The organism is Pseudomonas sp. O230 (assembly GCF_045447035.1).
GTDB lineage: Bacteria > Pseudomonadota > Gammaproteobacteria > Pseudomonadales > Pseudomonadaceae > Aquipseudomonas.
In genome coordinates this window covers 65,974-90,381 of record NZ_JBJGXN010000004.1, presented here as the reverse complement: position 1 = coordinate 90,381, position 24,408 = coordinate 65,974, and the positions used below count along the sequence as shown (strand labels likewise).

General features: G+C 59.5%; 19 protein-coding genes, 1 pseudogene and 1 riboswitch. Of the genes and pseudogenes, 9 read left to right on the top strand and 11 right to left on the bottom strand.

Features of this window, described 5'->3' with window-relative positions:
- The first annotated feature begins 96 nt into the window (after nt 1–96).
- From ACI77H_RS09340 to ACI77H_RS09330, 3 genes are all read left to right on the top strand, one after another.
- The gene (locus tag ACI77H_RS09340) at nt 97–984 is read left to right on the top strand and encodes a nitrilase family protein (RefSeq protein ID WP_407011973.1); all 888 of its coding nucleotides are present in this window, start codon (nt 97–99) and stop codon (nt 982–984) included.
- 15 nt (nt 985–999) lie between these two features.
- On the top strand, nt 1,000–2,202 hold the full coding sequence (locus tag ACI77H_RS09335) for a hypothetical protein (RefSeq protein ID WP_407011660.1): 1,203 nt from the start codon (nt 1,000–1,002) through the stop codon (nt 2,200–2,202).
- A 69-nt stretch (nt 2,203–2,271) separates the two neighbouring features.
- Complete coding sequence (locus ACI77H_RS09330; RefSeq protein ID WP_407011659.1) at nt 2,272–3,252, top strand: asparaginase; 981 nt, start codon at nt 2,272–2,274, stop codon at nt 3,250–3,252.
- A gap of 88 nt (nt 3,253–3,340) precedes the next feature.
- On the opposite strand, the gene zapE is transcribed toward ACI77H_RS09330, so the two are convergent.
- From zapE to ACI77H_RS09315, 3 genes are all read right to left on the bottom strand, one after another.
- Nucleotides 3,341–4,435, bottom strand: coding sequence for a cell division protein ZapE (gene zapE / locus ACI77H_RS09325; protein WP_407011658.1), 1,095 nt, complete (start codon nt 4,433–4,435; stop codon nt 3,341–3,343).
- A gap of 91 nt (nt 4,436–4,526) precedes the next feature.
- Nucleotides 4,527–5,882, bottom strand: a complete 1,356-nt coding sequence (locus tag ACI77H_RS09320) for a tryptophan--tRNA ligase (protein WP_407011657.1) — start codon at nt 5,880–5,882, stop codon at nt 4,527–4,529.
- Nucleotides 5,883–5,906: 24 nt separating this feature from the next.
- Complete coding sequence (locus ACI77H_RS09315) at nt 5,907–6,536, bottom strand: alpha/beta hydrolase (protein WP_407011656.1); 630 nt, start codon at nt 6,534–6,536, stop codon at nt 5,907–5,909.
- 144 nt (nt 6,537–6,680) lie between these two features.
- On the opposite strand from ACI77H_RS09315, the gene ACI77H_RS09310 reads away from it, so the two are divergent.
- Entirely contained in the window at nt 6,681–7,115 is a 435-nt protein-coding gene (locus ACI77H_RS09310) for a YhcB family protein (protein WP_407011655.1), read from the top strand.
- A 203-nt stretch (nt 7,116–7,318) separates the two neighbouring features.
- On the opposite strand, the gene ACI77H_RS09305 is transcribed toward ACI77H_RS09310, so the two are convergent.
- The 7 genes from ACI77H_RS09305 to ACI77H_RS09275 form a co-directional block, all read right to left on the bottom strand.
- Nucleotides 7,319–8,023 (bottom strand): OmpA family protein, encoded by a 705-nt coding sequence (locus ACI77H_RS09305; RefSeq protein WP_407011654.1) that lies wholly within the window; start codon nt 8,021–8,023, stop codon nt 7,319–7,321.
- Between the two features lie 102 nt (nt 8,024–8,125).
- Nucleotides 8,126–8,767, bottom strand: coding sequence for an MBL fold metallo-hydrolase (locus ACI77H_RS09300; RefSeq protein ID WP_008025937.1), 642 nt, complete (start codon nt 8,765–8,767; stop codon nt 8,126–8,128).
- Between the two features lie 86 nt (nt 8,768–8,853).
- The gene (locus ACI77H_RS09295; protein WP_407011653.1) at nt 8,854–11,592 is read right to left on the bottom strand and encodes a LuxR C-terminal-related transcriptional regulator; all 2,739 of its coding nucleotides are present in this window, start codon (nt 11,590–11,592) and stop codon (nt 8,854–8,856) included.
- 174 nt (nt 11,593–11,766) lie between these two features.
- Entirely contained in the window at nt 11,767–13,131 is a 1,365-nt protein-coding gene (locus ACI77H_RS09290) for a DUF1329 domain-containing protein (RefSeq protein WP_150633111.1), read from the bottom strand.
- A 28-nt stretch (nt 13,132–13,159) separates the two neighbouring features.
- The gene (locus ACI77H_RS09285; protein ID WP_407011652.1) at nt 13,160–15,130 is read right to left on the bottom strand and encodes a DUF1302 domain-containing protein; all 1,971 of its coding nucleotides are present in this window, start codon (nt 15,128–15,130) and stop codon (nt 13,160–13,162) included.
- Between the two features lie 337 nt (nt 15,131–15,467).
- Nucleotides 15,468–17,150 carry a fatty acid--CoA ligase gene (locus ACI77H_RS09280; protein ID WP_150639811.1) on the bottom strand — a complete coding sequence of 561 codons (1,683 nt, stop codon included), beginning with the start codon at nt 17,148–17,150 and terminating at the stop codon, nt 15,468–15,470.
- A 233-nt stretch (nt 17,151–17,383) separates the two neighbouring features.
- The gene (locus ACI77H_RS09275) at nt 17,384–18,013 is read right to left on the bottom strand and encodes a LysE family translocator (RefSeq protein WP_407011651.1); all 630 of its coding nucleotides are present in this window, start codon (nt 18,011–18,013) and stop codon (nt 17,384–17,386) included.
- Nucleotides 18,014–18,104: 91 nt separating this feature from the next.
- Between ACI77H_RS09275 and ACI77H_RS09270 the strand changes: the two genes are divergently transcribed.
- The 3 genes from ACI77H_RS09270 to ACI77H_RS09260 all read left to right on the top strand — a co-directional run bounded on the left by ACI77H_RS09270 (nt 18,105) and on the right by ACI77H_RS09260 (nt 20,940).
- Nucleotides 18,105–19,070 (top strand): 2-hydroxyacid dehydrogenase, encoded by a 966-nt coding sequence (locus ACI77H_RS09270; protein WP_407011650.1) that lies wholly within the window; start codon nt 18,105–18,107, stop codon nt 19,068–19,070.
- Between the two features lie 33 nt (nt 19,071–19,103).
- On the top strand, nt 19,104–20,102 hold the full coding sequence (locus tag ACI77H_RS09265; protein WP_407011649.1) for a methyltransferase: 999 nt from the start codon (nt 19,104–19,106) through the stop codon (nt 20,100–20,102).
- 40 nt (nt 20,103–20,142) lie between these two features.
- Nucleotides 20,143–20,266: riboswitch (yybP-ykoY riboswitch) on the top strand.
- 89 nt (nt 20,267–20,355) lie between these two features.
- Nucleotides 20,356–20,940 carry a TMEM165/GDT1 family protein gene (locus tag ACI77H_RS09260; protein ID WP_150633105.1) on the top strand — a complete coding sequence of 195 codons (585 nt, stop codon included), beginning with the start codon at nt 20,356–20,358 and terminating at the stop codon, nt 20,938–20,940.
- Nucleotides 20,941–21,088: 148 nt separating this feature from the next.
- Here the strand turns inward: ACI77H_RS09260 and ACI77H_RS09255 are convergent, their stop codons facing one another.
- Entirely contained in the window at nt 21,089–21,907 is an 819-nt protein-coding gene (locus tag ACI77H_RS09255; RefSeq protein WP_407011648.1) for a M48 family metallopeptidase, read from the bottom strand.
- Between the two features lie 156 nt (nt 21,908–22,063).
- On the opposite strand from ACI77H_RS09255, the pseudogene ACI77H_RS09250 reads away from it, so the two are divergent.
- A pseudogene (locus ACI77H_RS09250) lies at nt 22,064–23,467 on the top strand (HAMP domain-containing protein); the annotation flags it as partial.
- Nucleotides 23,468–23,479: 12 nt separating this feature from the next.
- A complete protein-coding gene (locus ACI77H_RS09245; protein ID WP_407011972.1) occupies nt 23,480–24,322 on the top strand; it encodes a methyl-accepting chemotaxis protein in 843 nt (280 codons plus the stop codon).
- Nucleotides 24,323–24,408 lie beyond the last annotated feature (86 nt).

Below are 24,408 nucleotides of genomic sequence, written 5' to 3'. Positions count from 1 at the left end.
AAAACGGAAGCGGCTGACTTACGTCGACCTGTTGATTCACCTCTTATAAGCACGCAATTCAACAGCGTGAATAACAATAAAAAGAGGTCATCGACAATGAGTGAGCCAACAAGCCCTGTTCGTGTAGCAGTCGTGCAATTCGACCCTCAGGTCGGCGTGGACAATCGAGAGGGAAATCTGCATCGCAGCCTGCAATTGGCGCTGGAAGCGGTAAACGGCGGGGCGAACCTCATCGTCCTGCCTGAACTCTCGAACACCGGGTATTTCTTCAGCAATAGACAGGATGCGTTTGACCACTCGGAAATGATTCCCAGCGGCACAAGCGTGCAAACCTGGATGGAATTCGCCCGTCAGCACAAGGTTTATCTGGTGGCTGGTCTGGCCGAGCGCGACGGCATGCGACTGTTCAATACCGGTGTTCTGGTCGGACCTGAGGGACTAATCGGCAAATACCGAAAGGCTCATTTGTGGAACCTGGAAAAGCTGTGGTTCACGCCAGGCGATCTGGGTTTTCCGGTTTTCGATACACCGATCGGACGTATCGGGTTGCTGATCTGTTGGGATATATGGTTTCCAGAGGTGCCGCGAATTCTGAGTCAGCAAGGGGCGGATATCATTTGCAGCCTGAACAACTGGGTCTGGACGCCACCACCTCTGTTCGATGACGCCGGCAAGTGCATGGCTTCGTATCTGACAATGACCGCAGCGCATGTAAACAATGTGTTTATCGCCGCAGCCAGCCGAATCGGCGAAGAACGAGGGGCTCGTTATCTGGGCTGCTCGCTGATTGCCGGAACCAATGGCTGGCCGATTGGGGCTGTCGCCTCGGCGGACCAACAAGAAATCCTGTTTGCTGACATTGACCTGACCAGCGCCCGCAGCGCGCCCATCTGGAACGACCTGAACGATCTGCATCGCGATCGCCGAGCCGATCTCTACGATCAGATGCTCGGTTACCGCCAGCATTCGTGCCTCCCGCGCTGACAGGGGGTTTGACTCATGCAAACCACAACCCAGAAAAAACGGCTTGCCCACCGATCGCCATTCGATACGGCGATCATCCTGCTGATTATCGGCACCCTACTGCTGGTGACCTGGCTTTCATTCACCCACCGTACTGCCTGGTCCGCTCATTGGCCCGGTTACGGCGATTTGCTTTCAGGTCTTCCCGAACCAAGTGCCTGGTTACGCTGGGTGCTCGGAGACATCAGCGAAGTGGCGTTCTACAAGCACGAGTTCGCCTCTCTCGGACTGTTGGCTGGCGCCTATCTGGCCTACTGGGCGAATCGGACCGGGAGATCCTGGCAAGGGTTTGCCATCTCGTACGGCAGCGGATTATGGCCGTGGCTGGTTACCAGTTCATTGCTTGGGCTGCTGCTGAGTAACTTGCTTTGGGGCTGGACGGTAACCGCCACCAGTTGGCAACCTACCTTCGCCGCCTTCGTTTCACTGCCGGCAGCAACGGTGCTGATGTTTGGCGGTGGCTGGAAGGTCACGGTCAACGGCGCAATCATGGGGGCCATGCTCGTCACTCCGATGTGTCTGCTGATGGTCAATTACCTGTGCAACCCGCTGGGACTGCCCGTGGTGATTGGTAATGTCTCGGGCATGGCGGTCGCCAGCGTGCTGGCCTTTCTGCTCTGCCGTTATCTGCCAAGCCTGGTGAAGTCAGAGCCATCTACGAAACCATGCGACCCAGCGCCCGAACCCACCGCCGCCAAAACGCCTGACTACGGCGTGATCTGGAGTATGCGCCGAGTCCTGGCGGACTTTTCGGAAGCGCCATTCTTTGGCAACGAATGGGCAAGCCTCGGCCTGATTTTTGGCGCCTTGCTGGCGTTCACGCTTAACCCGTTGAGTCCCGTCTACGGTTCGCAGCTGCTGCCACAGCTGATTGGTGCACAGGCACTGACTTCAGCGCTGGGTGTACTGATATGGCGTCGGCACTGGATATCGTATGACTGGTATCCCACCTACGTTCCGCTGGTGTCGGTGGTGCCGGCGGCGCTGCTGACGTACGGCGGCAGCTGGCAAGTAATCGTCATGAGCGCGCTGCTGGGGGCCTTGATTGCACCACCCCTGGCATGGGCGATTGCCAAGCGGTTGCCGGCGGACATGCATGGTTTCATCGGCAACGTTTTGTCCATGGCCATCAGTACGCTGCTGATCATTCCATTCATCGGTTTCCTGATGACCCACTAATCCCCAAGCCATTCGGCTGTAGCGCGGACGCGGTACAGCCGACCTCTTCACGCTCAAGCGAGGTAGCACATGGACTTACCCAAACTGGCCATCGCGGCGCTCGGCGGCACCGTAAGCATGCAAACCAGGAACGCCGGTGAAGGTGTCATTCCCACGCTCACCGGCGAAACGCTTCTGGATTCGGTACCGGAACTGACGACACTGGCACGCGTCAACGTTGAAACACTCGGACTTATGTCAAGTGCATCACTGGATTTCGAATTCTTGCTGAGCGTCCTTTCCTGGGCGAAATTCCAGATCAAGCAAGGTGCAGCCGGAGTTGTCATTACCCAAGGCACGGACACCCTCGAAGAAACAGCCACTTTTTTCGACTATTTGTGGGACCACGATGAACCGTTGGTCCTCACAGGCGCCATGCGCTCAGCCGCTCACGTGGGGGCCGATGGTCCCGCGAACCTGTTGGATGCTTGCCGGGTTGTACTGGCTGTAAATAGTCGTAAGCGAGGCACTCAAGTGGTCATGAACGGGCAGATTCACGCCGCGAGCGCTGTCCGAAAAACCGATTCATTGGCATTGCAGGCGTTTTCCTCTCCCATCGTCGGTCCTGCCGGCATGCTCATTGAGAACAGCGTCCGATATATGCGCCCGCCAACCCAGCGGAAAATCTTGCCGCTACCGCAGCAAACAGCGCAGAAAATCGCCCTGTTGGAAGTCTCGCTTTCTGCGGACAGCCTTTTTCTGAGCAACGTCCTCGACCTCGGATACGACGGGCTTGTAATCGCAGGATTTGGTGGAGGGCATGTTCCGGAAAACTGGTCTGAAGTGATCGAAACTATCGTCGGAAAAATCCCTGTCATCATTGCAACCCGGACAGGGTCCGGTTCTACCGCGCAGTCCACCTACGGTTTTATTGGCGGCGAGATGGACCTGATCCATAAAGGCGCGTTGATGGCCGGATTTCTTTGCCCTCGCAAAGCCCGTATTTTGTTGTGGTTGCTCGTTGGTTGTCAGCGGCAACATCAACTGGAGATTTATCTCCAAGAAATCTGACACCCCCCTTGTGGGAGCCAAACCCAACGGGATTTAGCGCACAAAAAAGGGCCTGCAAATGCAGGCCCTTTTTATTTTCCGAATCGTCCTACGGCTTGTGCGCCCGGGACAGGAATTCGTGGGACTGCATTTCCAGCAGTCGGCTGAGGGTACGCTGGAACTCGAAGTTCAGGCGACCGCCGGTGTAGAGGTCTTTGAGCTCGACTTCGGCAGAAATGATCAACTTGACGTTACGGTCGTAGAACTCGTCGACCATGTTGATAAAGCGTCGGGCGATGTCGTCGGTGGTGACGCTCATCTGCTCGACACCGCTGAGCAGCACAGCGTGGAAGATCTTGCCCAGTTCGATGTAATCGTTCTGGCTGCGCGGGCCGTCGCAGAGTTCGCGGAAGTCGAACCAGGCCACGTCATCGCAAGTGCGCAAGGCACGGATTTCGCGGTTTTCGATCATCAGCACGTCGTTCTCGACGGCCGCTGTGCATTCCGGTGTCAGGGCGCGGAAGCTCTTGCGCAAGCTTTCGTGGGACGCTTCGTCGAGCGGGAAGTGGAACAGCTCCGCTTGCTCGAGGTGACGCAGACGGTAATCGACGCCGCTGTCGACGTTGACGATCTCAGTGTTCTGCTTGATCAGCGCGATGGCCGGCAGGAAGCGCGCACGCTGCAAGCCGTCCTTGTACAGACCGTCTGGCACGATGTTCGAAGTGGCGACCAGGGTCACGCCGTTCTTGAACAACTCTTCCATCAGCGTGCCGAGGATCATTGCGTCGGTGATGTCAGAGACGAAAAACTCATCGAAACAAATCACTCGCGACTCGTCGGAGAAACGCTTGGCGATGATGGTCAGCGGGTTTTTCTCGCCGCCGAGGGTCTTCATCTCTTCGTGCACACGCTTCATGAAGCGGTGGAAGTGCGTGCGGGTCTTTTCCTTGAACGGCAACGCTTCGAAGAAGGTGTCGACCAGGTAGGTCTTGCCACGACCCACGCCGCCCCAGAAGTACAGGCCCTTGACCGGCGTCTGCTCTTTCTTGCCAAACAGTTTGCCGAAGAGGCCCGGTTTGCTTTGCGAGGCCGCGACCAAATCGTCGTACAGGCGCTGCAAGTGGCGCACGGCGGTTTCCTGCGCGGCGTCATGGAAGAATTCCGGGCGTTTCAGATCAGCTTGATATCGTTCTAGGGGCGTCATAATTCGTTAGCAAGGCAACAAAAACGGGCCGTCACTGTAGCGACGGCCCGTGGGAATGGCAATCAGCCCTTGGTCGGGCCGAGCCGCTGATTTATTCCTGAACCGGCGTCAGCGCAATCCGCAGGGCGTCGATGGCGACGTCGCGAGCAGTACTGTCGGCGAAGGCCGGGCTATCGGCAACGCACTCGCCTTCCAGCCAGACACTGAAACTCAGGTCTTCATTGCGCACGTCCAGAGGCTGGCCCGCTTGCAGTTGCTTGGTCACCTGGCCAGCGGTTTTACCGTCAGCGAAGTTGCGTGACAGCAGCAGTTGCTCGCCATCGGCCGCCAACAGACGGAAGCGGAAACTGCCGTCGTCCTCGCGGAAGCTGACAAAACGCGCGGCTTTCGCGGCTTTTTTCTTGGTAGTCGCCGCGACTTGGGTCTGGGCCACGAAAGAACGCAGGCCGACCGCTTCGCGCAGTTCGTGCAGGAACGGGGTCGCCACGGAACGAGCCTTCCTGGCGCCGACCTGCAGGATGTCTTCCAGGTCTGCCGGGCGTTCGATCAGTTGGTGATAACGCTCGCGGGACTCGCCCAGTTCGCTGTCGAGCAGTTGGAACAGACGGTTCTTCGCCTCGCCCCAGCCCAGGCCCTGCAACAACTCACTGCGGAATTCGTCGGACTGCGCCGGGGTGGCGAAGGCCTGGAACAGGGTGAACAGGTGCGAGTTGTCCGGATCCTTGGCTTCGCCCGGCGCGCGGGAATCGGTGACGATTCGGGAAATCGCGTCCTTCATCTCTTTGGCGCTGCTGAACAACGGAATGGTGTTGTCGTAACTCTTCGACATCTTGCGACCGTCGAGACCGGGCAGCGTGGCGACGCTTTCTTCGATCAGCGCCTCAGGCATGGTGAAGAATTCTTTGCCCTGGCCAAACAGGTGGTTGAAGCGCTGGCCGATGTCACGGGCCATTTCCACGTGCTGGATCTGGTCACGACCGACCGGCACCTTGTGCGCGTTGAACATCAGAATGTCCGCGGCCATCAGCACCGGGTAGCTGTACAGGCCCATGGTGATGCCGGCGTCCGGGTCTTCGCCGGTTTCGACGTTCTTGTCCACCGAAGCCTTGTATGCGTGGGCGCGGTTGAGCAAGCCCTTGGCGGCGACACAGGTCAGCAGCCAGGTCAGCTCGGGGATTTCCGGGATGTCGGACTGGCGATAGAACGTCACGCGGTCCACGTCCAGGCCACCGGCCAGCCAGGTCGCGGCGATTTCCAGACGCGAGCGCTGGATGCGCAGCGGGTCATCGCATTTGATCAGGGCATGGTAGTCGGCCAGAAAGTAGAACGAATCGGCATTGCTGTCGCGGCTGGCGAGGATCGCCGGACGGATGGCGCCGGCGTAGTTGCCCAGGTGCGGCGTGCCGGTGGTGGTGATGCCGGTGAGGATACGGGTACGAGTCGTCATGGGTAATCGCTTGTCAGACTGCAATCAATTCGAAAGGCGCGGCAGGATCAGATCCTTGAGATCGGTCAGCTTGCCATGAAAAAAGTGTCCGCATTCTGCCACTTTCAGTAGCTCATGGGGGCGCTCGAGTTTCGAGGACCAGTCGTAGACGGCTTGCGGGTCGATGACTTCGTCGGTTTCCGGCTGGATCAGAGTCAGTTCGCCTTGTTGCGGCAGTGGGTCTTGGTCGCCGAGGCGCATCACCGCTGGCGCGACCATGAACACATGCTTGAGCTGCTCGCCCTGCGCTTCCAGGCGTCCGCCGAGACTGGCTGCAACAAATCCGCCGAAGGAGAAACCGAACAGGGTCAGCGGCAAGTCGGGGTGTTTCGCCCGCAGCCATTCGGCCGCCGCCTGAGCATCGTCGACTTCCCCGGTGCCCATGTCGTGCGTGCCTTCGCTGGCACCGACGCCACGGTAGTTGAAACGCAAGGTAATCAAACCGGCGTCGCGCGCAGTGCGCTGCAGGGTCGACACGACTTTGTTGAGCATGGTGCCGCCCTGCACCGGATTCGGGTGACAGATCAGCGCGATGCCGCGCGGCGCTTCATTGTTCAGGTAAAGAGCTTCCATTTGGCCGACCGGGCCATCAATCACTACAGGGGTTTCGCGCATAAGCAAGGAAGGAACTCCGTGACCTCGAATCGGGTCGACTCGTCTAGCAAATTGTCTGTGCCGATGTATTGCGAGTGAATCGCGGTATACAGCGCAGGTTCGAGCCGTTAACGTAAAGCAAAGCCGTTTATAGAGGAAGGACTCGTGGAACACTCGCTCTTAGTTTGGTTGTTGCCGACTCTTGCCCTGGTTGTGGGTGTCGCCATTGGATTCCTGATCGCTCGCCTGGTGCCGAACGCCGCGCCCAGCAGCACGCAACGTCAGCTGGATGACACTCAGGAACGTTTTGACAGTTATCAGAACGAGGTGGTTACCCACTTCAACAGCACTGCAAACCTGGTCAAGAAACTGACTCAGAGCTATCAGGAAGTGCAGGATCATCTCGCCGAGGGTGCCAACCGCCTGGCCCTGGACGAGCAAACCCGCCAACGCCTGCTGGCCTCGCTGCACGCCGACGCGGCAGCAGCCCCACGGGAGCGCCTGACGCCGCCGCGCAATCAGGAGCCGCCTCGCGACTACGCCCCCAAAGCCCCGAACGCGCCGGGCATGCTTGATGAGCATTACGGCCTGAAGAAATAATCAGGTTTCGCGCGACATGAAAAAGCCCCCGGACACGTGAATTGTCCGGGGGCTTTTTTGTTGCTGATGGGTTGGTTGTCTGCTCGCGATGAGGTCAGAACTGGCGACATAAGAAACCCGCCCGATCTGCCGAGGATCGGGCGGACTTTTTTTACGCCTGGGGTTCAATCAGGCGATTACGGATACTGCCGAGCCGTGCCGGGTTACTGCTGACCACCATACTGCTGGCCCGGGATCGCCTTGAGGTTGACCTCGACGCGGCGGTTCTGTGCCCGGCCATTGGCGTCGGCATTGCTGGCAACCGGGTTATCCGGACCGGCGCCACGAGCGCTCAGGTTGGTACCGCTCACCCCTTGTGAAGTCAGGTACGTCGCGACGCTCTGGGCACGGCGCTGAGACAGGTCCATGTTGTGCTGTCGGCTGCCGGTGCTGTCGGTGTAGCCGACAATTTCGATCTGGTTCTGATTGAACTCTTTCAGGGAACCGGCAAGGTTATTCAGAGGCTGGTAGAAACTCGAAGCGATGTTCGCCGAATCGGTGGCGAACGTGATGTTGCCTGGCATGATCAGCTTGATCTGATCGCCTTGGCGCTGCACTTCAACACCAGTGTTGGCCATGCTGGCGCGCAGCTTTTTCTCTTGCTGGTCGGCGTAGTAGCCGTAACCGGCAGCCGATGCCCCCACCACGGCGGCGCCAATCAGCGCACCCTTGCCACGGTTGTCGTGGCCGATAGCGGCACCGGCCAATGCACCGGCCAGAGCACCAAGGCCACCGTACTTGGCGGTTTTGCTCATGCCCGTGGAACCACCGTCGGCCTGCCCCTGGTTGTCGTAAGGGTTAGGCGAGGCGCAGCCCGACAGCAAGGCCACAGCCGTAGCGACAATAATCAAACGCTGCTTGGTGAACATGAAGAGCTCCTGGTTTTTGCATTCTGGGATGCAACGGACTTAGGCATTGGATCTTTGCGGGCGTTGGATCATTTCAGCCGCGGAAAATTCCGTCGATTACCCTTACGCCCGCACAAAAGGGTTGTCGCGCATTTCATCGCCCAGACGCGTATCCGGACCATGCCCGGTCACCACCGTTGCGTCTTCATCAAGGGTGTACAGCCGCTGTTTGATCGAACGCACGATGGTGGCCTGATCGCCACCCCACAAATCCGTGCGCCCGACCCCGCGACGAAACAGCGTGTCACCGGCAATCAGCAGCTTAGCCTCTGAAAACCAAAAGCTCATGGATCCCGGTGTATGACCCGGCGTGTGCAACGCTACGCCGCAGCCGCAGGCGAGTTCTTCATCATCGGCCAACCAGCGATCGGGGGATGGAACCGGCGTGTAGGGCACACCAAACATCTGGCATTGCATCTCGAGGTTGTCCCAGAGGAACTGATCTTCTTTGTGTAAGTGCAGGGTCGCGCCGGTTTTCTCCTTCAACTGACCGGAGGCCAGGAAGTGATCGAGGTGCGCATGGGTGTGGATGATGCTGACGACTTTCAAGCCCAGGGCATCGAGCCGTGCGAGGATCAATTCGTGATTGCCGCCCGGATCGACCACGATGGCCTTCTTCGTCACCGGATCGCCGATGATCGTGCAGTTGCACTGCAAAGGGCCGACGGGGAAGGTTTCGCGGATGAGGGTCGGTTGCTGGGACATCGGGGCATGCTCGATAAAAACGGGGACGGTGGATTTTCGCACACATTGCGTCCAGCCATTGACCGCTTGTGTCTCGTCACACTACGTCAGCCCAACACCCCCAACGCCTTCGCCCGCGCTACCGCTTGCGTGCGCCGTTCAACTCCGAGCTTGCTGTTGATGTGGCTGGCGTGGGTCTTCACTGTGTGCAGGGAGATAAACAGCTGATCGCTGATTTCCTGGTTCGAGCAGCCTTGGGCAATGAGTTTCAGAACGGCCAGTTCACGGGAGCTGAGTTGTTCGCAGGACTGTAAGGGCTCCAGCGCAACTCGCGCATGCACGATAGGCAAGCGCTCTGACAGGCTCTGCGAAACTGTCGCTGTTGCACCATTTTGCAGCTGTTCGCGCAACCAGTCGGGAGACTTGCTCAGCAGGCCGTCGAATGGTTGCAAGACGCCACCGCTGGCCGCTTCAAGGGCCTGGGCGAAGGCTAGCCGGGCTTCAGGCTCACGGTTGTGGGCGAGGAGCAGTTCGGTTTTTTGCGTCAGCGCCATTACGCTGAGCAGTTGACGTCCGGTTTGCTGGCCATGTTCAAGCAACGCATTCAATCGTCCCTCGGCGAGCATCGGCTGCCCCTGAATGACCTCCAGCAAGGCCTGCTGCAACTCGATATGCAGCGGTAGTTGCGGATGGAATTCCGGAGGTGCCGCAGGCTGTTCGCCGTTGTAGGTCTGGCCCAGTCGTGCGAGCCAGGCTTCCGCCAGATCGGTGCGCCCCTGGGCCAGCCAGAGTTCGCATTTGACCAGGGTGATCATCGCCAGATAGTAGATCGGCGGTACGTCCCAGATGTGCATCAGCCGTTCGGCTTCGGCGAGTTCGGCAAAGGCCTTGGCGAACTCGCCGCTGCTGCCTTCGAGCCGGGCGATCACGCAATGGCCGATCAGAACGCTGATGTCGCGACAGGCGCGGGCTTCGGTCAAACCGGCCTGCAAACGCAGCCGCGCGGTCTGTGGCTGCAGACGCTGGGCCATTAGAAACCCCTCGTACAAGGTCAATCGAGCGCGCACGGCATACAGGCGTTGTGGCGACAATCCTTGAAGGCGCTGCAGCCCCTGACGGACTTCATCCAGCGAACGCAGGATTTCCCCTCGCGCCTGCAACACGCGCGCTCGGTCGTAATGAGCCAGTGCTTCGAACAATGGATTGCCGACCCGTTGCGCCAGTTCAAGAGAGTCGCGGTTCAAACCGCGGGCACGCCACAAGTCGCCGTCGGCAATGGCCAGGTTTGAAAGGGTCGAGAGACACATCAGGCGCTGGCCGTAGCGTTTCGATGGCAGGCTGTCCAGCGCCTCGGTGCAATAGAGCAACGTCAATTCGCGATTGCCGCGCCCACGGGCAATGATCCCGCTCAAGGCCAGCCATTGCGCCAACATGGATTTCTGCGCGGTGGCCGACGGCGCTGGCAGGAAGCGGCTCAGGTGACTGGCCAGCTCCTCGGCAGCGTCCAGCTGACAAGCCAACCCCAATGCCCAACTGTAAAGCACGATCAATCGTGGCGTGCTGATCAGCAGGCTGTCGGGCAAGTCCATTTTCCAGCGCAGCAACATGCCGACGTTCTGCTCGGCCAGCAGTTGTTCTTCAGAGAGGTTCTGGACCAGGTTTGCCGCCACGTCGAGGTGCCCGGCGCGCAACGCCTGCTCCACTGCTTCGTCGAGCAGGCCCTGCGCATTGAACCAGCGACAGGCGCGCAAGTGCAGGCTGGCCGCCGGCACCATGGCCTGACGGGTAGGCCGGGTGCGCAGCAGGTCGGAAAAAAGATGGTGATAACGATACCAGTGACCGTGCTCGTCCAGCGGTACCAGGAACACCTGATGCGCGAGCAGAAAACCGAGGATTTCGGCACTGTCATGCGCCTCGCGAACGGCGTCGCACAGCTCGCTGCAAAAACGTTCCTGAGGCGCCGTGTCATACAGGAATGACTGCACTTCGGCGGGCAGGCAATCGATGACTTCTTCAAGCAGGTAATCGCGAATCAGCCCTTCCCCGCCATTCAGGGACTGGGGCAACTCACCTTCGGAGCCGGCCTCGGAAGCTGCCAGCAACCAGAAACGCAAGCCCGCAACCCAGCCTTCGCTGCGCTGGATCAAGCTCTCCAGCGCCTCGCCGCGCAGCGACGTGCTGTGCCGATCAAGCAGGGTCAAGGCTTCATCATGGGTCAGGCGCAAGTCTTGCTCATTCAACTCAAGCAGTTGCCGGGACAGCCGCAGGCGCGCCAGATGCCAGTCCGGACGCTGGCGACTGGTGACCATCACCAGCAAGCCGTCGGGAAGATGATTGAGGAAAAATTGCAGGCAGCGATCAAGCACCGGCCCCTGGGCCAGATGGTAATCGTCGAGAACCAACAGCAGGGGCGACGTCGGCAACAAATGCACGGCCAGCTCATCGAGCAAACCGTCCAGCCATTCTTCGAAGGCAAAGGGCTGATGCCGCTGGCGCATTTTCAGCAGGCCCAGGGACTGCCTGCCCAATTGCGGAAAAAAGTCCTGTAGACCTTCGAGCAGTCGCTCGAGAAAACGTCCCGGATCGTTGTCCCTTGGACTCAAACCCAGCCACAGGCTTTGCCAGTGAGCCGGCAGCCCCTGACAAAACTCCACCGCCAATGAACTCTTGCCGAACCCCGCCGGTGCACTGACCAGCAACAGCCTGCCACCGAGACCGGCGCTAAGGCGCTCGCATAAACGAGGCCGCAGCACATGACCGTCAGGCAATGGCGGACGAAAAAAACGCCCGTCCAGTGTCGCGACGGTAACGCTTGCAGGGTCCGGAAGTGGGGACAGATCAGTCATGGCCGGCTCTTGTTTGAAATGCTGTTGGCGGCGTTGCAGATGTCCGCAGACTAGCGGTAAACGAAGAGGTATTGAAGGTTATTGCTACAAATGGCTACAAAAAGTCTACGCGCAAAAAAAAGCCCCGAACCAGTCGGGGCTTTTTTCGAGGATGCGGCCTCTGTTCAGTTCAGGTTAACGAACCCCGGACTGACGCAATGCCGCCGGTGTGAAGTCGCTGGTGGTGGCCGTGAAACCGAAGTTATACGCCGATTTCTCTTCGTTCTTCATACCCAGTGCCAGGTAACGGCCGGACTGCAGGTCGTACAGGGTTTCCAGGGTGTACCACGGCACTTGAACGTTGTAGTAGTTCTGGGAGTGAGCTTCCGCCACACGCCACAGTTGGTTACGACCGTCGTAGTGATCGATGACCGCTGCTTGCCAGGTATCTTCGTCGATGTAGAAGTCACGCTTGGCGTAGATGTGACGCTGACCTTCCTTCAGGGTTGCAACCACATGCCAGACCCGGCGCAGCTCGTAACGAGCCAGGTCCTGGTTGATGTGACCGGCCTTGATAATGTCGGCGTACTTCAGCTTCGGATCGTCGAGCTTGTAGCTGTCGGAGGCGATGTACATCTCTTTCTTGCCTTCGAGTTTCCAGTCGTAACGATCCGGAGCCCCGTTGTACATGTCCAGGTTGTCGGAGGTACGCAGGCCGTCCGCCGCGGTACCCGGCCCGTCATAGGACACTTGCGGCGCACGACGCACACGACGCTGACCGGCGTTGTAGACCCACGCCGAACGCGGCTCCGCCACCTGATCGAGGGTTTCATGCACCAGCAGCACACCACCGGCCAGACGTGCCGGCGCGGTCACTTCCTGCTTGAAGTAGAACAGGATATTGCCCGGGTTCGCCGGATCGTAATCCTTCATCTTGTCGCGGAATACGAACTGGTCCTGGAAGTACACCAGGCTGTACGAGCCGTTCGGCTGCGGCGTGGCCTGGGTGACCAGACGGGTCACGCTGCCACCGCGATAGCGGGTGATGTGGTTCCAGATAACCTCAATGCCGGTCTTTGGAATCGGGAACGGTACGGCTGTCTCGAAGTTTTTCAACCCGTTGCCGCCGGATACCAGCTCCGTGGCCGTGGCGTTTTTCTTGATAGCAGCGAACACGTCATCCGGCACGGTCGCGCCGCGATGGGACGGGTAAACCGGCATCTTGAAGGTTTCCGGGTAGCGCTTGAACATCGCGTACTGGCCCGGGGCAAGTTTGTCCTTGTACTGATCGACGTTCTGCGCAGTGATGGTGAACAGCGGCTTTTCACTGGCGTACGGGTCGGCCAGGAAACCTTTGCTGTCGACAGCGCCAGCGTTTTTCGGCAACGGCTTCCAGGCCGGAATCGAACCGTCGGCATTACCCGCCATCTCGGCGCCCATCGGCGTCAGGCTCTTGCCCAGCTTGTCCGCTTCGGCCGCAGGGACCGCTGCCATCACACTGGTCGCCAGCAGCGTCAGCCCCAGAAATCCAGCGTGGAACAGACTCTTTGTTGTTTTCATAGGTGTGTTCGTCCTGAAAATACAGTGCTTAGAAGTTCACGCCGAAGCTGAGCGCAACGAAGTCGCGGTCATCCACGGTGGTGTACTTGCCGTCAAAGAAGTTGGTGTAGGCCAGGGACGCGGTGTAGGTGTTCTGGTACTCGGCATCGAGACCCAGGCTGACCGCTTTGCGACCTTCCTCGAAGTTGCCGCCAGGGCCTGGCGAATAACCACTCACGTCATGAGACCAGACGATGTTCGGCTTGAGGTTTACACCGGCGAATACGCTGTTGTAGTCCCAGATGGCACGAGCGCGATAACCCCAGGAGTCTGTGGTGGTGAAGCCATCGTTCTCACAGTAGCGGCTGACGTTGTTTTGCGCTCCACCCGCCAGGGTCGAAGCGTTCAATGCCTGGCACTGACCGCCTGGCAATGGGCCTGGGCCGTAGCTCGGGTCACGACCGTAACGTGCTTTCGATGTGCTTTCCAGGCCGCCGACGTGGGTCCAGCCAACCTCGCCCACCACGGTCAGTCGCTCGGCGCCCATCACTTGGTCGAAGAAGTGGGTGAAGGTCGTCTGCAGCTGGCTGATTTCCTTACGGCGATAGCCATGTTGATCCGCACCTGGCTGTCCTTGCAGCACGGAGACGCGCGAGTCCAGTGGGGTCAGGCCGGAATAAAGGATATCGGTGGTGTTGAGCTGTACGGGTGCATTCGGACGGTAGCTGAATTCGCCGCTCCACGCGGTACCGGTAGGCAGCGTGGTGGAGAAGCTGACGCCATACAGACGAATGTCTTCCGGGTACTCGACGAAGTAACTGGAGTTAGCCGCCACTTGCAACGGCAACAACTGTGCAGCGAGACCCGTCTGGCCACCCACGATGGCACCCGCGTTGGCGGGCGGAATGCCTGCGCCAACCAGTGCGCCGCCCAGTGCGCCGCCCAGTGCCTGCGCGTTATAGGCACTCGCTGGAGCGCCCTTGCCACTGAAAATCGGCGCACGGCTGTGGTAGTTCATGAAATAGCCACCGAACTCGGTATCCAGCGGCTCGAACATGTACTTGAAGGACACGCCGAACTGGCCGCTGTCACGCGCATCGCGATCCGGACCACGACGAACAATCGCGCCTTCATCCGGATTACCCCAGTTCACGCCCCTGGCCGCCAGCGTGTTGAGGACAGCGGTACGCGCCCCGGCTGGCAAACGAGCGGCTGCCAATGAGTTGTTGAGCCCGTTACGGGTCCGCAGTACGGCCAGGTTGTTGTCGCAGCCGTCCGAAATCACGTCCGGTTGCGAGAAGAACGTGCCGCAGTTGTCGGTTACGGTCTGGTCCCATTCCAGTTGATAGAACGCTTCGGTCGACAGGTTTTCGGTCAGGCTCTGGGACACGTAGAACATGTTGACCGGGATCAGGCCTTCCTTGATCTCGGCACCTGGACGGCGGAACGCGGAAACGTCGATCGGGTTGATCGAGTTGATGCCGCCGCCGATGAACGTACTCTCACCCCAACTGACCACCTGTTTGCCCAAACGCACGGAACCCGGCTGATCGGCAATCGAGTAGTTGTGGTAGACAAAGGCGTCGAGGATCTGCCCGCCGGAGGACTTGGCGCCTTCCTTGCGGTTGTCGTTGCTGATGTCCTTGAACGGACGGGATTCGTCCTGAAGTTCGAAGTCATACCAGTATTTGCCCCGGACGAAGATGCCGGTGTCGCCGTATTTCAATTCAAGGTCATGGATGCCCTTGAAGATCTTCGAGAAGGTTTCCCCGCTCTTGAAGTTCAAGTGACCGTCATCGGAGGTCTGGGACAGACCGTGGCCGCCGTTGTTCGCGCCGATGAGGTTCTTGTTGGCACTCTCGGTAGACCAACTGGCACCGATCGACAGGGATGAGTCGAACTGACCTTCGATTTCACCAACGTTGAAACTGACGCCGAATGCGGGCCCGGCGAGCGAAGAGGCAAGACTGACAGCCAGGGGCAGTTTAGCCCGGCGCCAGAACTGGTTTACTGATGTCATCGACGCTACTCCATGTGCATTATTGTTATGGCAGTGAGTACTTTTAAAAACGCTGTGGTTGACCGGAAGCCAAGGCATTCCGAATTCACTCCAAAGTTGCATCGCCCCGTTTTGTGCGTGTGCCCCGTTCTTAAAAATCCTTGAGCGGACTATAGCCAGCAGGTAGTACTGCTTGATCCCTCTAAAGTGTGATTTGCAGCTGCCGGCCACTCTGGAACAGTCCTTTCGCCAGGCCGACACCTGTCGGCACGGGAAGGATGGCTGAAAATTCGGATTTCACAAGCCAAGCGCTTGCTTGGTGGGGCTGGCGTGCCATTTCGGGCACGCCGGAAGGCGCTTAAAGCGTCGAGAGGAAGGTGCTGTTGTTGGCTTGCCATTCAGTGATGTCGAGGCGAATCCGCTTCTTGTCGAGCTTGCCGACACTGGTCTTGGGAATTTCAGTAACAAGCGCGATCTGGCTCGGGATGGCCCACTTGCTCAGGTGCCCCAGTTCCACAAACGGCTTGAGGTGTTCCTTGAGTTCCCTGGCCCCGATTACATGGCCTTCACGGATCACCAGCAAGGCAAACGGGCGCTCGCCCCACTGCGGATCGGCAATGCCCACCACTGCTACTTCGCGTACCGCTACATGGCGACTGATCAGGTCTTCCAGGTCCAGGGAGGAAATCCACTCGCCACCGGTCTTGATCACGTCCTTGATCCGGTCGCGAATGTCGATCACGCCCATGCTGTCCAGCGTCGCCACGTCACCGGTGTGCAGCCAGCCCCCGGCCCAGAGCTCGGCGCCCTTTTGCGGCTCATTGAAATAGCCTTCGGTAAGCCACGGCGCACGCAGCACCAGTTCGCCCTGGGTCTCGCCATCGGCGGGCAGGAAGTTGCCGTCGGTGTCGACGATGGCCGCTTCCACCAAGGGCCCCGGTACGCCGGCCTTGATCCGGTACGTGGTGCGTTCGTCTTCGGTGCCCGCCATCAGCTCATCGTTAAGGTGTGCGCAGGACACCAGCGGGCCGGTTTCGGACATGCCGTACGCGGCAGTCAGTTGAATACCCTTGGCTTTGGCGGCTTCGTACAACGCACGATTCAATGCACTGCCGCCGATCACGATTTTCCAGCCACCGAAGTCGGTGTCTTGCGCAGCCTTGGCGTTGAGGACCATCTGCAGGATGGTTGGTACGCAATGCGAGAAAGTGACCTTTTCCTTGCGCCACAACTCCACCAGGTATTCCGGGTCGTAGCGGCCGGGATACACCTGCTTGAGCCCGAGCATGGTCGCCACATACGGCAAGCCCCAGGCGTGCACATGGAACATCGGGGTGATCGGCATGTACACGTCGTTGGTGCCCAACAGTCGCACGCTGTCGATGGCGCCCATGATGGTCGACACGCCCATGGTGTGCAGCACCAGTTGCCGATGGGTGAAATACACGCCTTTGGGATTGCCGGTGGTGCCGGTGGTGTAGAAGGTGGTCGCAACCGAATTTTCGTCGAAGTCCTGGAAGTCGTACTGCGTGCTCGCGGCCGCCAGCAACTGCTCGTATTCACCGACGAGGTTCGGCAGGTCGGCGGTTTTTTCCGGCAGGTCGGTCAGCAGCAGGGTTTTCTCGACCGTGGTCAGGTGCCCGGCAATCGCGTTGTACAGCCCGACGAATTCGCTGTTGACCAGCACGAAGCGGTCTTCGGCGTGATTCATGGTGTAGAGGATCTGTTCTGGCGACAGGCGCACGTTGATGGTGTGAATCACCGCGCCGATCATCGGGATGGCAAACATGCATTCCAGATATCGATGGCTGTCCCAGTCCATCACTGCCACGGTGTCGCCGGCCTTGACGCCGGCCGCCGTCAGCACGTTGGCCAGCCGTGCGACCCGTTCGATCAGGGTCGGATAGCTGTAGCGCAACTGGTCGCGGTAAATGATCTCGCGGGTTTTCTCATAGCGCGCGCCGGACATCAGCAGCCGTTTGATCAGCAGCGGATACTGGTAAGCGCCTTCGGCTGGGGGGATAACGCGAGTCTGCAACATAAGAATCCCTTTTCTGACTGCACGGTCGTGACTGAAAGAAAGCACTCTAGTGCCCTTCCATGACAACCAAATCAGCCGAAGGAATGATTTGCAACATTCAGCAAATGCTAGCGTTGCGCCAGCACTCAACCTCAATCCAGACCTGTAGGAGCCGGCTGGCTGGCGACAGGAGCGCCAAGGTCTAATTGACAGACCGCAGCGATGCCGTCGCCAGCCAGCCAGCTCCTACAAGATCAATGCATTTCGGTAAACGCGAGTTTTACGCCGATGGCGATCAGCACGGCGCCCATGGTCCGGTCGAACCAGTGGCCCATGCGGGCGAAACTGGCGCGTACACGCTGCTGGCTGAACAGCATCGCCACCAGGCAAAACCACACCGCGGTCGCGGCCGCGAGGTAAACCCCGTAACCCGCCTGCACCGCCAGCGGCGTATGCGGATTGATCACCACGGTGAACAACGACAGGAAGAACAGCGTGGCTTTCGGGTTCAGACCGTTGGTCACGAAACCCGAGGTGAAGGCGCCGCGAGCGGTGCGTTCACCCGCTTCTTTATGCAGATCATCGGCCAGCGGTTTCGCCGGTTGCGCGCGCAGGGCCTTGAAGCCGATGTACAACAGATAAGCAGCGGCGGCCCATTTCAAGGCGTTAAACAGCACAATCGACTGGGACACGATCAACCCGATACCCAGCAACGAATAGCCGACGTGCAGGAAAATCGCCGTACCGACGCCCAGCGCCGTCCAGGTACCGGCGCGACGACCATGGGTCACGCTCTCACGCACCACCACGGCGAAATCCGGGCCGGGGCTGGCGACGGCCAGCAGGTGAATCAGGGCGACGGTGAAAAACTCTGTCCAGTACATGGGGGCTCCTCTTGGCCAAGCGTAACTGTTTGTTTCATCTGGTAGGCTCGGCACATTACGCCTTCAGTTCAATGCACAAAAGGTACAGTTGATGACGAACTCTCGCCGCGCCGTTTTCCTCGACCATCCATCGCTGGACCTCGGCGATCTCGACCTCAGTCCATTGCGCGCCTGCTTCGATGATTTGCAACTGTTTGCGCAGACCACGCCGGATCAGGTGATCGAACGTCTCAAGGGCGCCACCGTCGCCATCAGCAATAAAATCCTGATCGACGCCGCCGCCATCGCCGCCAGCCCCGAGTTGAAGCTGATCCTGATCACCGCCACCGGCACCAATAACGTCGATCTCACCGCCGCCCGCGCTCATGGCGTGACGGTCTGCAACTGCCAGGGTTACGGCACGCCATCGGTGGCGCAGCACACGATCATGCTGCTGCTGAACCTGGCAACGCGCCTCGCCGATTATCAGAAAGCCGTCGGTGAAGGTCGCTGGCAACAAGCGAAACAGTTCTGCCTGCTGGACTACCCGATCGTCGAACTGGAAGGCAAAACCCTCGGTTTGCTCGGTCACGGTGAACTGGGTGGCGCGGTCGCGCGACTGGCCGAAGCCTTCGGCATGCGCGTGCTGCTTGGGCAGATTCCGGGGCGCCCGGCCCGACCGGACCGTTTGCCACTGGATGAACTGCTGCCGCAAATCGATGCGCTGACCTTGCACTGCCCGCTCAACGAACACACTCGCCACTTCATCGGTGCTCGCGAACTGGCTTCGATGAAACCTGGTGCTTTCGTGGTCAACACCGCCCGTGGCGGCTTGATTGATGAACAGGCGCTGGCCGATGCCTTGCGCAACGGCCACCTCGGCGGTGCAGCCACGGACGTATTGAGCGTCGAACCGCCGAGCGCCGGCAACCCGTTACTCGCCGCCGACATTCCACGTTTGATCGTGACGCCGCATAACGCTTGGGGCAGTCGTGAAGCGCGGCAGCGGATCGTGGGGCAATTGACCGAAAACGCGCAGGGATACTTCAGCGGTAAGGCGCTGCGGGTCGTCAGTTGATAAACTGCGGCACTTTTTTTACAGGAGCAGAGTATGGATCCGCGCAGTGAAGTACTGCTTCGTCAGGCCGAGTTATTCCAGGGTTCGGTGCTGCTGGCCGGTTTGCCCGCCGACGATCTGCTCGGGCGCCTGCCCGACGCCCATGGCTGGTGCTGGCACGCCGGCGACCAGGCCGCGCTGGACGCACGCTTCGCCGAGCGCAGCCATTTCGGCGTGACGGCGCCCGAGCGCGAATTCGACACAGCCGTGGTGTTTCTGCCCAAATCCAAAGACCTCACCGATTACATCCTCAACGCCCTCGCCTCGCGCCTGGCCGGGCGTGAGCTGTATCTGGTCGGCGAAAAACGCAGCGGCATCGAAGGCGCGGCCAAGCAACTGAACCCGTTTGGCAAACCGCGCAAGCTCGACAGCGCGCGTCACTGCCAGCTCTGGCTGGTCACCGTGGCCAATGCGCCAGAAGCCAAATCCCTGGAAAGCCTGGCCCAGACCTATGAATTGCCATTGGCCGAAGGCCCGCTGAAAGTCATCAGTTTACCGGGCGTGTTCAGCCACGGTCGGCTGGATCGCGGCAGCGCGTTGTTGCTGGAGCACCTGGACAAATTGCCCAGCGGTCATTTGCTGGACTTCGGCTGCGGCGCCGGTGTTTTGGGGGCGGCGGTCAAGCGTCGTTATCCGCACAATCAGGTCACGCTGCTCGACGTGGATGCTTTTGCCGCGGCCAGCAGTCGCCTGACACTGGCGGCCAATGGTCTGGAAGCCGAGGTGATTACCGGTGACGGTATCGATGCGGCGCCGATGGGTTTGAGTGCGATTCTGAGCAACCCGCCGTTCCATGTCGGCGTGCACACCGATTACTTCGCCACGGAGAACTTGCTGCGAAAAGCAGCGAAACATCTGAAAAACGGCGGCGAACTTCGCTTGGTTGCGAACAGCTTCCTAAAGTACCAACCGCTGATCGAAGAGCACCTCGGCGTGTGCGCGATCAAGGCCGAGGGTCAGGGTTTCCGAATCTACCGGGCCAAACGCGGTTAGAAATTTGTGCTTGCCCAATCGGATTTGCCTAGGCAGAATCCGCTCCGTCCTAGGGGAGTAGTCTCCCACGAGCGCCATGCTCGTCCGGCATACGTCAACATACTTGGTCCTCAGACCATGGCGTATGCGACCCAAGCGTCCGCATCAGACGGATAGCCAGGGTTTGACAAGACCTATGACACGAACACCTTACCCGGGGCGGGAAGGCTGTACGTGTCATAGCCGTGTCGACCCGCCCCTTAGGAAAACCCTGATGCTTGATTCACTTCTCGTTCCCACCGCAATCGTTGCCTTGGCCGAAATCGGCGACAAGACGCAACTGCTCGCGCTCATCCTTGCTGCCCGCTTTCGCAAACCGTGGCCAATCATCGCCGGCATCGTCGCCGCCACTCTGGCCAACCATGCAGCCGCCGGTGCGGTAGGTGCCTGGGTCGGCAGTTTCTTCTCGGATGCGGTGTTGCACTGGATCCTCGCCGCGAGCTTCACTGCAACGGCATTGTGGACCCTCGTGCCGGACAAGATGGATGACGACGAAGCCAGCACCGCCCGCAAGTTCGGGCCGTTCCTGACGACCTTGATCGCGTTCTTCCTCGCGGAAATCGGCGACAAGACTCAGATCGCAACCGTGATGCTGGCCGCGCAATACCCTGAGCTGTGGCTGGTGATTATCGGCACCACCGTGGGCATGTTGATTGCCAACGTGCCGGTGGTCTTGGCGGGTAACTTCGCGGCGGACAAATTGCCATTGACCCTGATTCGTCGACTGGCGGCGTCGGCGTTCTTCGTCCTGGCGATTGTCGCGGTGTATAAGGCGATGCAGAGCAGTGGGTGGGTTTGACGCGGTAGATCCTTAGACCGCGTTATCGTTCTTCGCGGGCAAGCCCGCTCCCACAGGATTTCGGTCGTTCACATAACTTGTGTAAGGCACAAAACCTGTGGGAGCGGGCTTGCCCCGCGAAGGCGTCAGCATCATCAACGCATAACGATCAGGACTTCTTGGCTTGCTCGTACAACGGCATCACCTTCGGAATCGCCGCCTGCAACGAAGCAATCCGACTGGACGACGCCGGGTGAGTACTCATGAACTCCGGCGGTGAACCTTCCGAAGCCTTGCTCATCTTGTTCCACAAGGTGATCGCGGCATTCGGGTTGTAACCCGCGCGGGCCGCCAGTTCCAGGCCGATCAGGTCAGCCTCGTTTTCGTTGGCGCGGCTGTTGGGCAGCGTCATGCCGTAGTTGGCCACGGTGTCTGCCAGGGCCAGGCTGTCCTGGCCCAGACCAAACAAGGCACCAGCGCCCTGTTTGGCCATTTCGATGCCGTACGCCTTGGACATCGCTTCACGACCGTGCTCGCGCAGGGCGTGGGCGATTTCATGGCCCATGATCGCGGCGATTTCATCGTCGGTGAGCTTCAGGCTATCGATCAGCCCGGTGTAGAAAATAATCTTGCCGCCAGGCCCGCAGTTGGCGTTGAGCTCGTCACTCTTGATCAGGTTGACTTCCCACTTCCACTGGGCCGAATCCGGACGAAAAATCGGCGCCTGGGCAATCAGTCGATCGGCAATCGCCTGGATGCGCCTGGCATCGTTACTGGTCTTGTCCAGCACACCTTTGCTGGTCGCCTCGCCAACCGTCTTTTGATAAGACTGGGCGTACATCTGGTTGACTTCATCCGTGGACAACATGCTGAACATGTACTGCTTGCGTTCGACGCCCACAGCGCCGCCGCTGGTGGTGTTGACCGACTGACAACCGGCGAGCAGCAGACCCGCGCCTAGTGCACACAAAACCAATCGCTTGTTCATCAAAAGACTCCCTGAAAACATGCCGCGTATCCTAGGCGTGGAATTGTATCGACGCCAGATACAACAGACATACAGACGCAAATTTCGGATAAAGCTCCTATCACCGCAGGAAAAAATTCACATAACCCTCCACGTCACGGCCCGTAACGGCCCGCAATGATTCATTTGCGACATCTACCACTCCAAAACAGCCATTTCGCCATGTCTCACTCATGGCCCTCCAACCCCCTGCCGATACAACACCGCAGAAGTCCTCTTGCGTGCGGAGCACCCATGAAATTCAAGTCGATCCAGTTTTCCGTGGCGGCCCTCGCTGGCGCCATCGTATTAAGTGTCGTGGCAGCCCTGGTGCTGTACGCGTTGTTTTCCGGCGCACGGACGCAAGACATGGTTCAAGAGCGGACCCAGGCGCAATTCGAGCAAGTCATCGAACAGCGCCTGACGTCCCTGGCGCAAACCCAGGTCAGCCAGATCCAGCGTGAACTCGAAGCGCCGCTGCTGATTGCCGGCGGGCTGGTGCGGGTCAACGCCTTGATCGGCACGCCAGGCGCCGATGGTCAGCCGCAACTGAACCTGAGCCGCGAACAATTGATCAGCCTGATCAAGGAAAACGTCGCCAAAAACCCGAAAATCCTCGGCACCTACATCGGCTGGGAAAAAAACGCCCTCGACCACAACGATGCGGCCTACGTCGACACCAAAGTGGTTGGCATCGACGCCAGCAACGGGCGCTTCCTGCCGTGGTGGTTCCGCAACGAAGACGGCAGCCTGGGGCTGGACAAACTGGTGGACGTCGACGACCAGAAAACCCTGTCCACCGGCGTGCGCGCCAGCGAGTACTACCTGTGCTCGAAAGAAACCAAAAAATCCTGCGTGATCGATCCGGCGCCTTACAAGGTCGGCGACAAAATCGTCATGCTCGCCTCGTTCATTGAACCGATCATGCTCAACGGTGCGTTCCAGGGCATTGTCGGTGCCGACCTCTCGGTGAACTTCATTCAGGAAATGCTCCTCGGCGCGAATCAGAAGTTGTACAGCGGCGCCGGTGAAATGGCCCTGATCGGCGGTAACGGCCGGATCGTTGCCTACACCAAGGACCCGAGCAAATTCGGCGAGAAGGTCAGCGACATCCTCGACAGCCAGCAGATCGCCAACATGGCCAATCTCAAGCGCGGCGAAGTCACCTACACCGTCGACAAGGCTCAGAGCCGGATCGAGTTGTACTTGCCGTTCGGCATCGGCCAGACCGATGCGCGTTGGACGCTGATGCTGCAACTGCCGTTGAACGCAGTGATGGCCGACTTGCAAAAACTTCAGGGTGATCTGAACACCCAGCGCAAATCCGACACCTTCGGCATGGCCATGGTCGGTCTGCTGATTGCCGGTATCGGCTTGCTGGTGATCTGGCTGGTGGGCCACGGCATCGCCCGACCGCTCAAGCAGATGGTGGCCATGCTCGACGACATTGCCAAAGGTGAAGGCGATCTGACCCGTCGCCTGACCAGCGATCGCGCCGATGAACTGGGCTCGATTGCCAAAGGTTTCAACACCTTCCTCGCCAAGTTGCAGGCAATGATTACCCAAGTGGTGGCATCGGTGCAGAGCGTCAGCGACTCGTCGGAACACACCGCAGACATCGCCATCCGCACCAATATTGGCGTGCAGAAGCAAATGGTCGAGATCGATCAGGTCGCCACGGCGGTGCATGAAATGACCGCCACCGCCCAGGACGTGGCGCGCAACGCGACACAGGCGGCGCAAGCGGCCAGCCATGCGGATCAGGCTGCGGCTCAGGGCAAACAAATCGTGCGGGACACATCGCAATCGATCGGCGTGCTGGCCGTGGAAATCGGCAAGGCTGTCGGTGTGGTGCAAAACCTGGCCAAGGACAGCGAGAACATCAACGCGATCCTCACCGCCATTCGCGGCATCGCCGAGCAGACCAACCTGCTGGCGTTGAACGCCGCCATTGAAGCGGCCCGCGCCGGCGAGCAGGGCCGTGGCTTTGCGGTGGTGGCCGATGAGGTGCGCAATCTGGCGCAGAAAACCCAGAAGGCCACCGAAGAAATCCAGACCATGATCCAGCAGTTGCAACAAGGCACACGTGATGTGGTGCGGGTGATGGAAGACAGTCAGAACCGCACCGACGAAAGCGTGCAACATGCAGCGAAAGCGGCCGAAGCGCTGGATGCGATCACTCAAGCGGTGTCGGTGATCAATGACATGAACACGCAGATTGCCAGTGCGGCCGAGGAACAGAGTGCGGTGGCGGATGACATCAACCGTAACGTGATCAACATCGGGCAAGTGGCCAATGAAGTGGCCGGCGGGGCGGATGAGTCGAGCGCGGCGAGTGCGGATCTGACCAAACTGGCGGAACAGCAGCGGCGGTTGATCAATCAGTTCAAGGTTTGATCCAGAGGCCCCATCGCTGGCAAGCCAGCTCCCACAGGTTTTGTGTACGCCATAAATCTCTGTGGGAGCTGGCTTGCCAGCGATGG

Bases quoted from the DNA above. Each gene is read 5' to 3' on its own strand.
- ACI77H_RS09340 (WP_407011973.1), top strand. From the start codon at position 97: ATGAGTGAGCCAACAAGCCCTGTTCGTGTAGCAGTCGTGCAATTCGAC.
- ACI77H_RS09335 (WP_407011660.1), top strand. From the start codon at position 1,000: ATGCAAACCACAACCCAGAAAAAACGGCTTGCCCACCGATCGCCATTC.
- ACI77H_RS09330 (WP_407011659.1), top strand. From the start codon at position 2,272: ATGGACTTACCCAAACTGGCCATCGCGGCGCTCGGCGGCACCGTAAGC.
- zapE (WP_407011658.1), bottom strand. From the start codon at position 4,435: ATGACGCCCCTAGAACGATATCAAGCTGATCTGAAACGCCCGGAATTC.
- ACI77H_RS09320 (WP_407011657.1), bottom strand. From the start codon at position 5,882: ATGACGACTCGTACCCGTATCCTCACCGGCATCACCACCACCGGCACG.
- ACI77H_RS09315 (WP_407011656.1), bottom strand. From the start codon at position 6,536: ATGCGCGAAACCCCTGTAGTGATTGATGGCCCGGTCGGCCAAATGGAA.
- ACI77H_RS09305 (WP_407011654.1), bottom strand. From the start codon at position 8,023: ATGTTCACCAAGCAGCGTTTGATTATTGTCGCTACGGCTGTGGCCTTG.
- ACI77H_RS09300 (WP_008025937.1), bottom strand. From the start codon at position 8,767: ATGTCCCAGCAACCGACCCTCATCCGCGAAACCTTCCCCGTCGGCCCT.
- ACI77H_RS09295 (WP_407011653.1), bottom strand. From the start codon at position 11,592: ATGACTGATCTGTCCCCACTTCCGGACCCTGCAAGCGTTACCGTCGCG.
- ACI77H_RS09290 (WP_150633111.1), bottom strand. From the start codon at position 13,131: ATGAAAACAACAAAGAGTCTGTTCCACGCTGGATTTCTGGGGCTGACG.
- ACI77H_RS09285 (WP_407011652.1), bottom strand. From the start codon at position 15,130: ATGACATCAGTAAACCAGTTCTGGCGCCGGGCTAAACTGCCCCTGGCT.
- ACI77H_RS09280 (WP_150639811.1), bottom strand. From the start codon at position 17,150: ATGTTGCAGACTCGCGTTATCCCCCCAGCCGAAGGCGCTTACCAGTAT.
- ACI77H_RS09275 (WP_407011651.1), bottom strand. From the start codon at position 18,013: ATGTACTGGACAGAGTTTTTCACCGTCGCCCTGATTCACCTGCTGGCC.
- ACI77H_RS09270 (WP_407011650.1), top strand. From the start codon at position 18,105: ATGACGAACTCTCGCCGCGCCGTTTTCCTCGACCATCCATCGCTGGAC.
- ACI77H_RS09265 (WP_407011649.1), top strand. From the start codon at position 19,104: ATGGATCCGCGCAGTGAAGTACTGCTTCGTCAGGCCGAGTTATTCCAG.
- ACI77H_RS09260 (WP_150633105.1), top strand. From the start codon at position 20,356: ATGCTTGATTCACTTCTCGTTCCCACCGCAATCGTTGCCTTGGCCGAA.
- ACI77H_RS09255 (WP_407011648.1), bottom strand. From the start codon at position 21,907: ATGAACAAGCGATTGGTTTTGTGTGCACTAGGCGCGGGTCTGCTGCTC.
- ACI77H_RS09245 (WP_407011972.1), top strand. From the start codon at position 23,480: ATGATTACCCAAGTGGTGGCATCGGTGCAGAGCGTCAGCGACTCGTCG.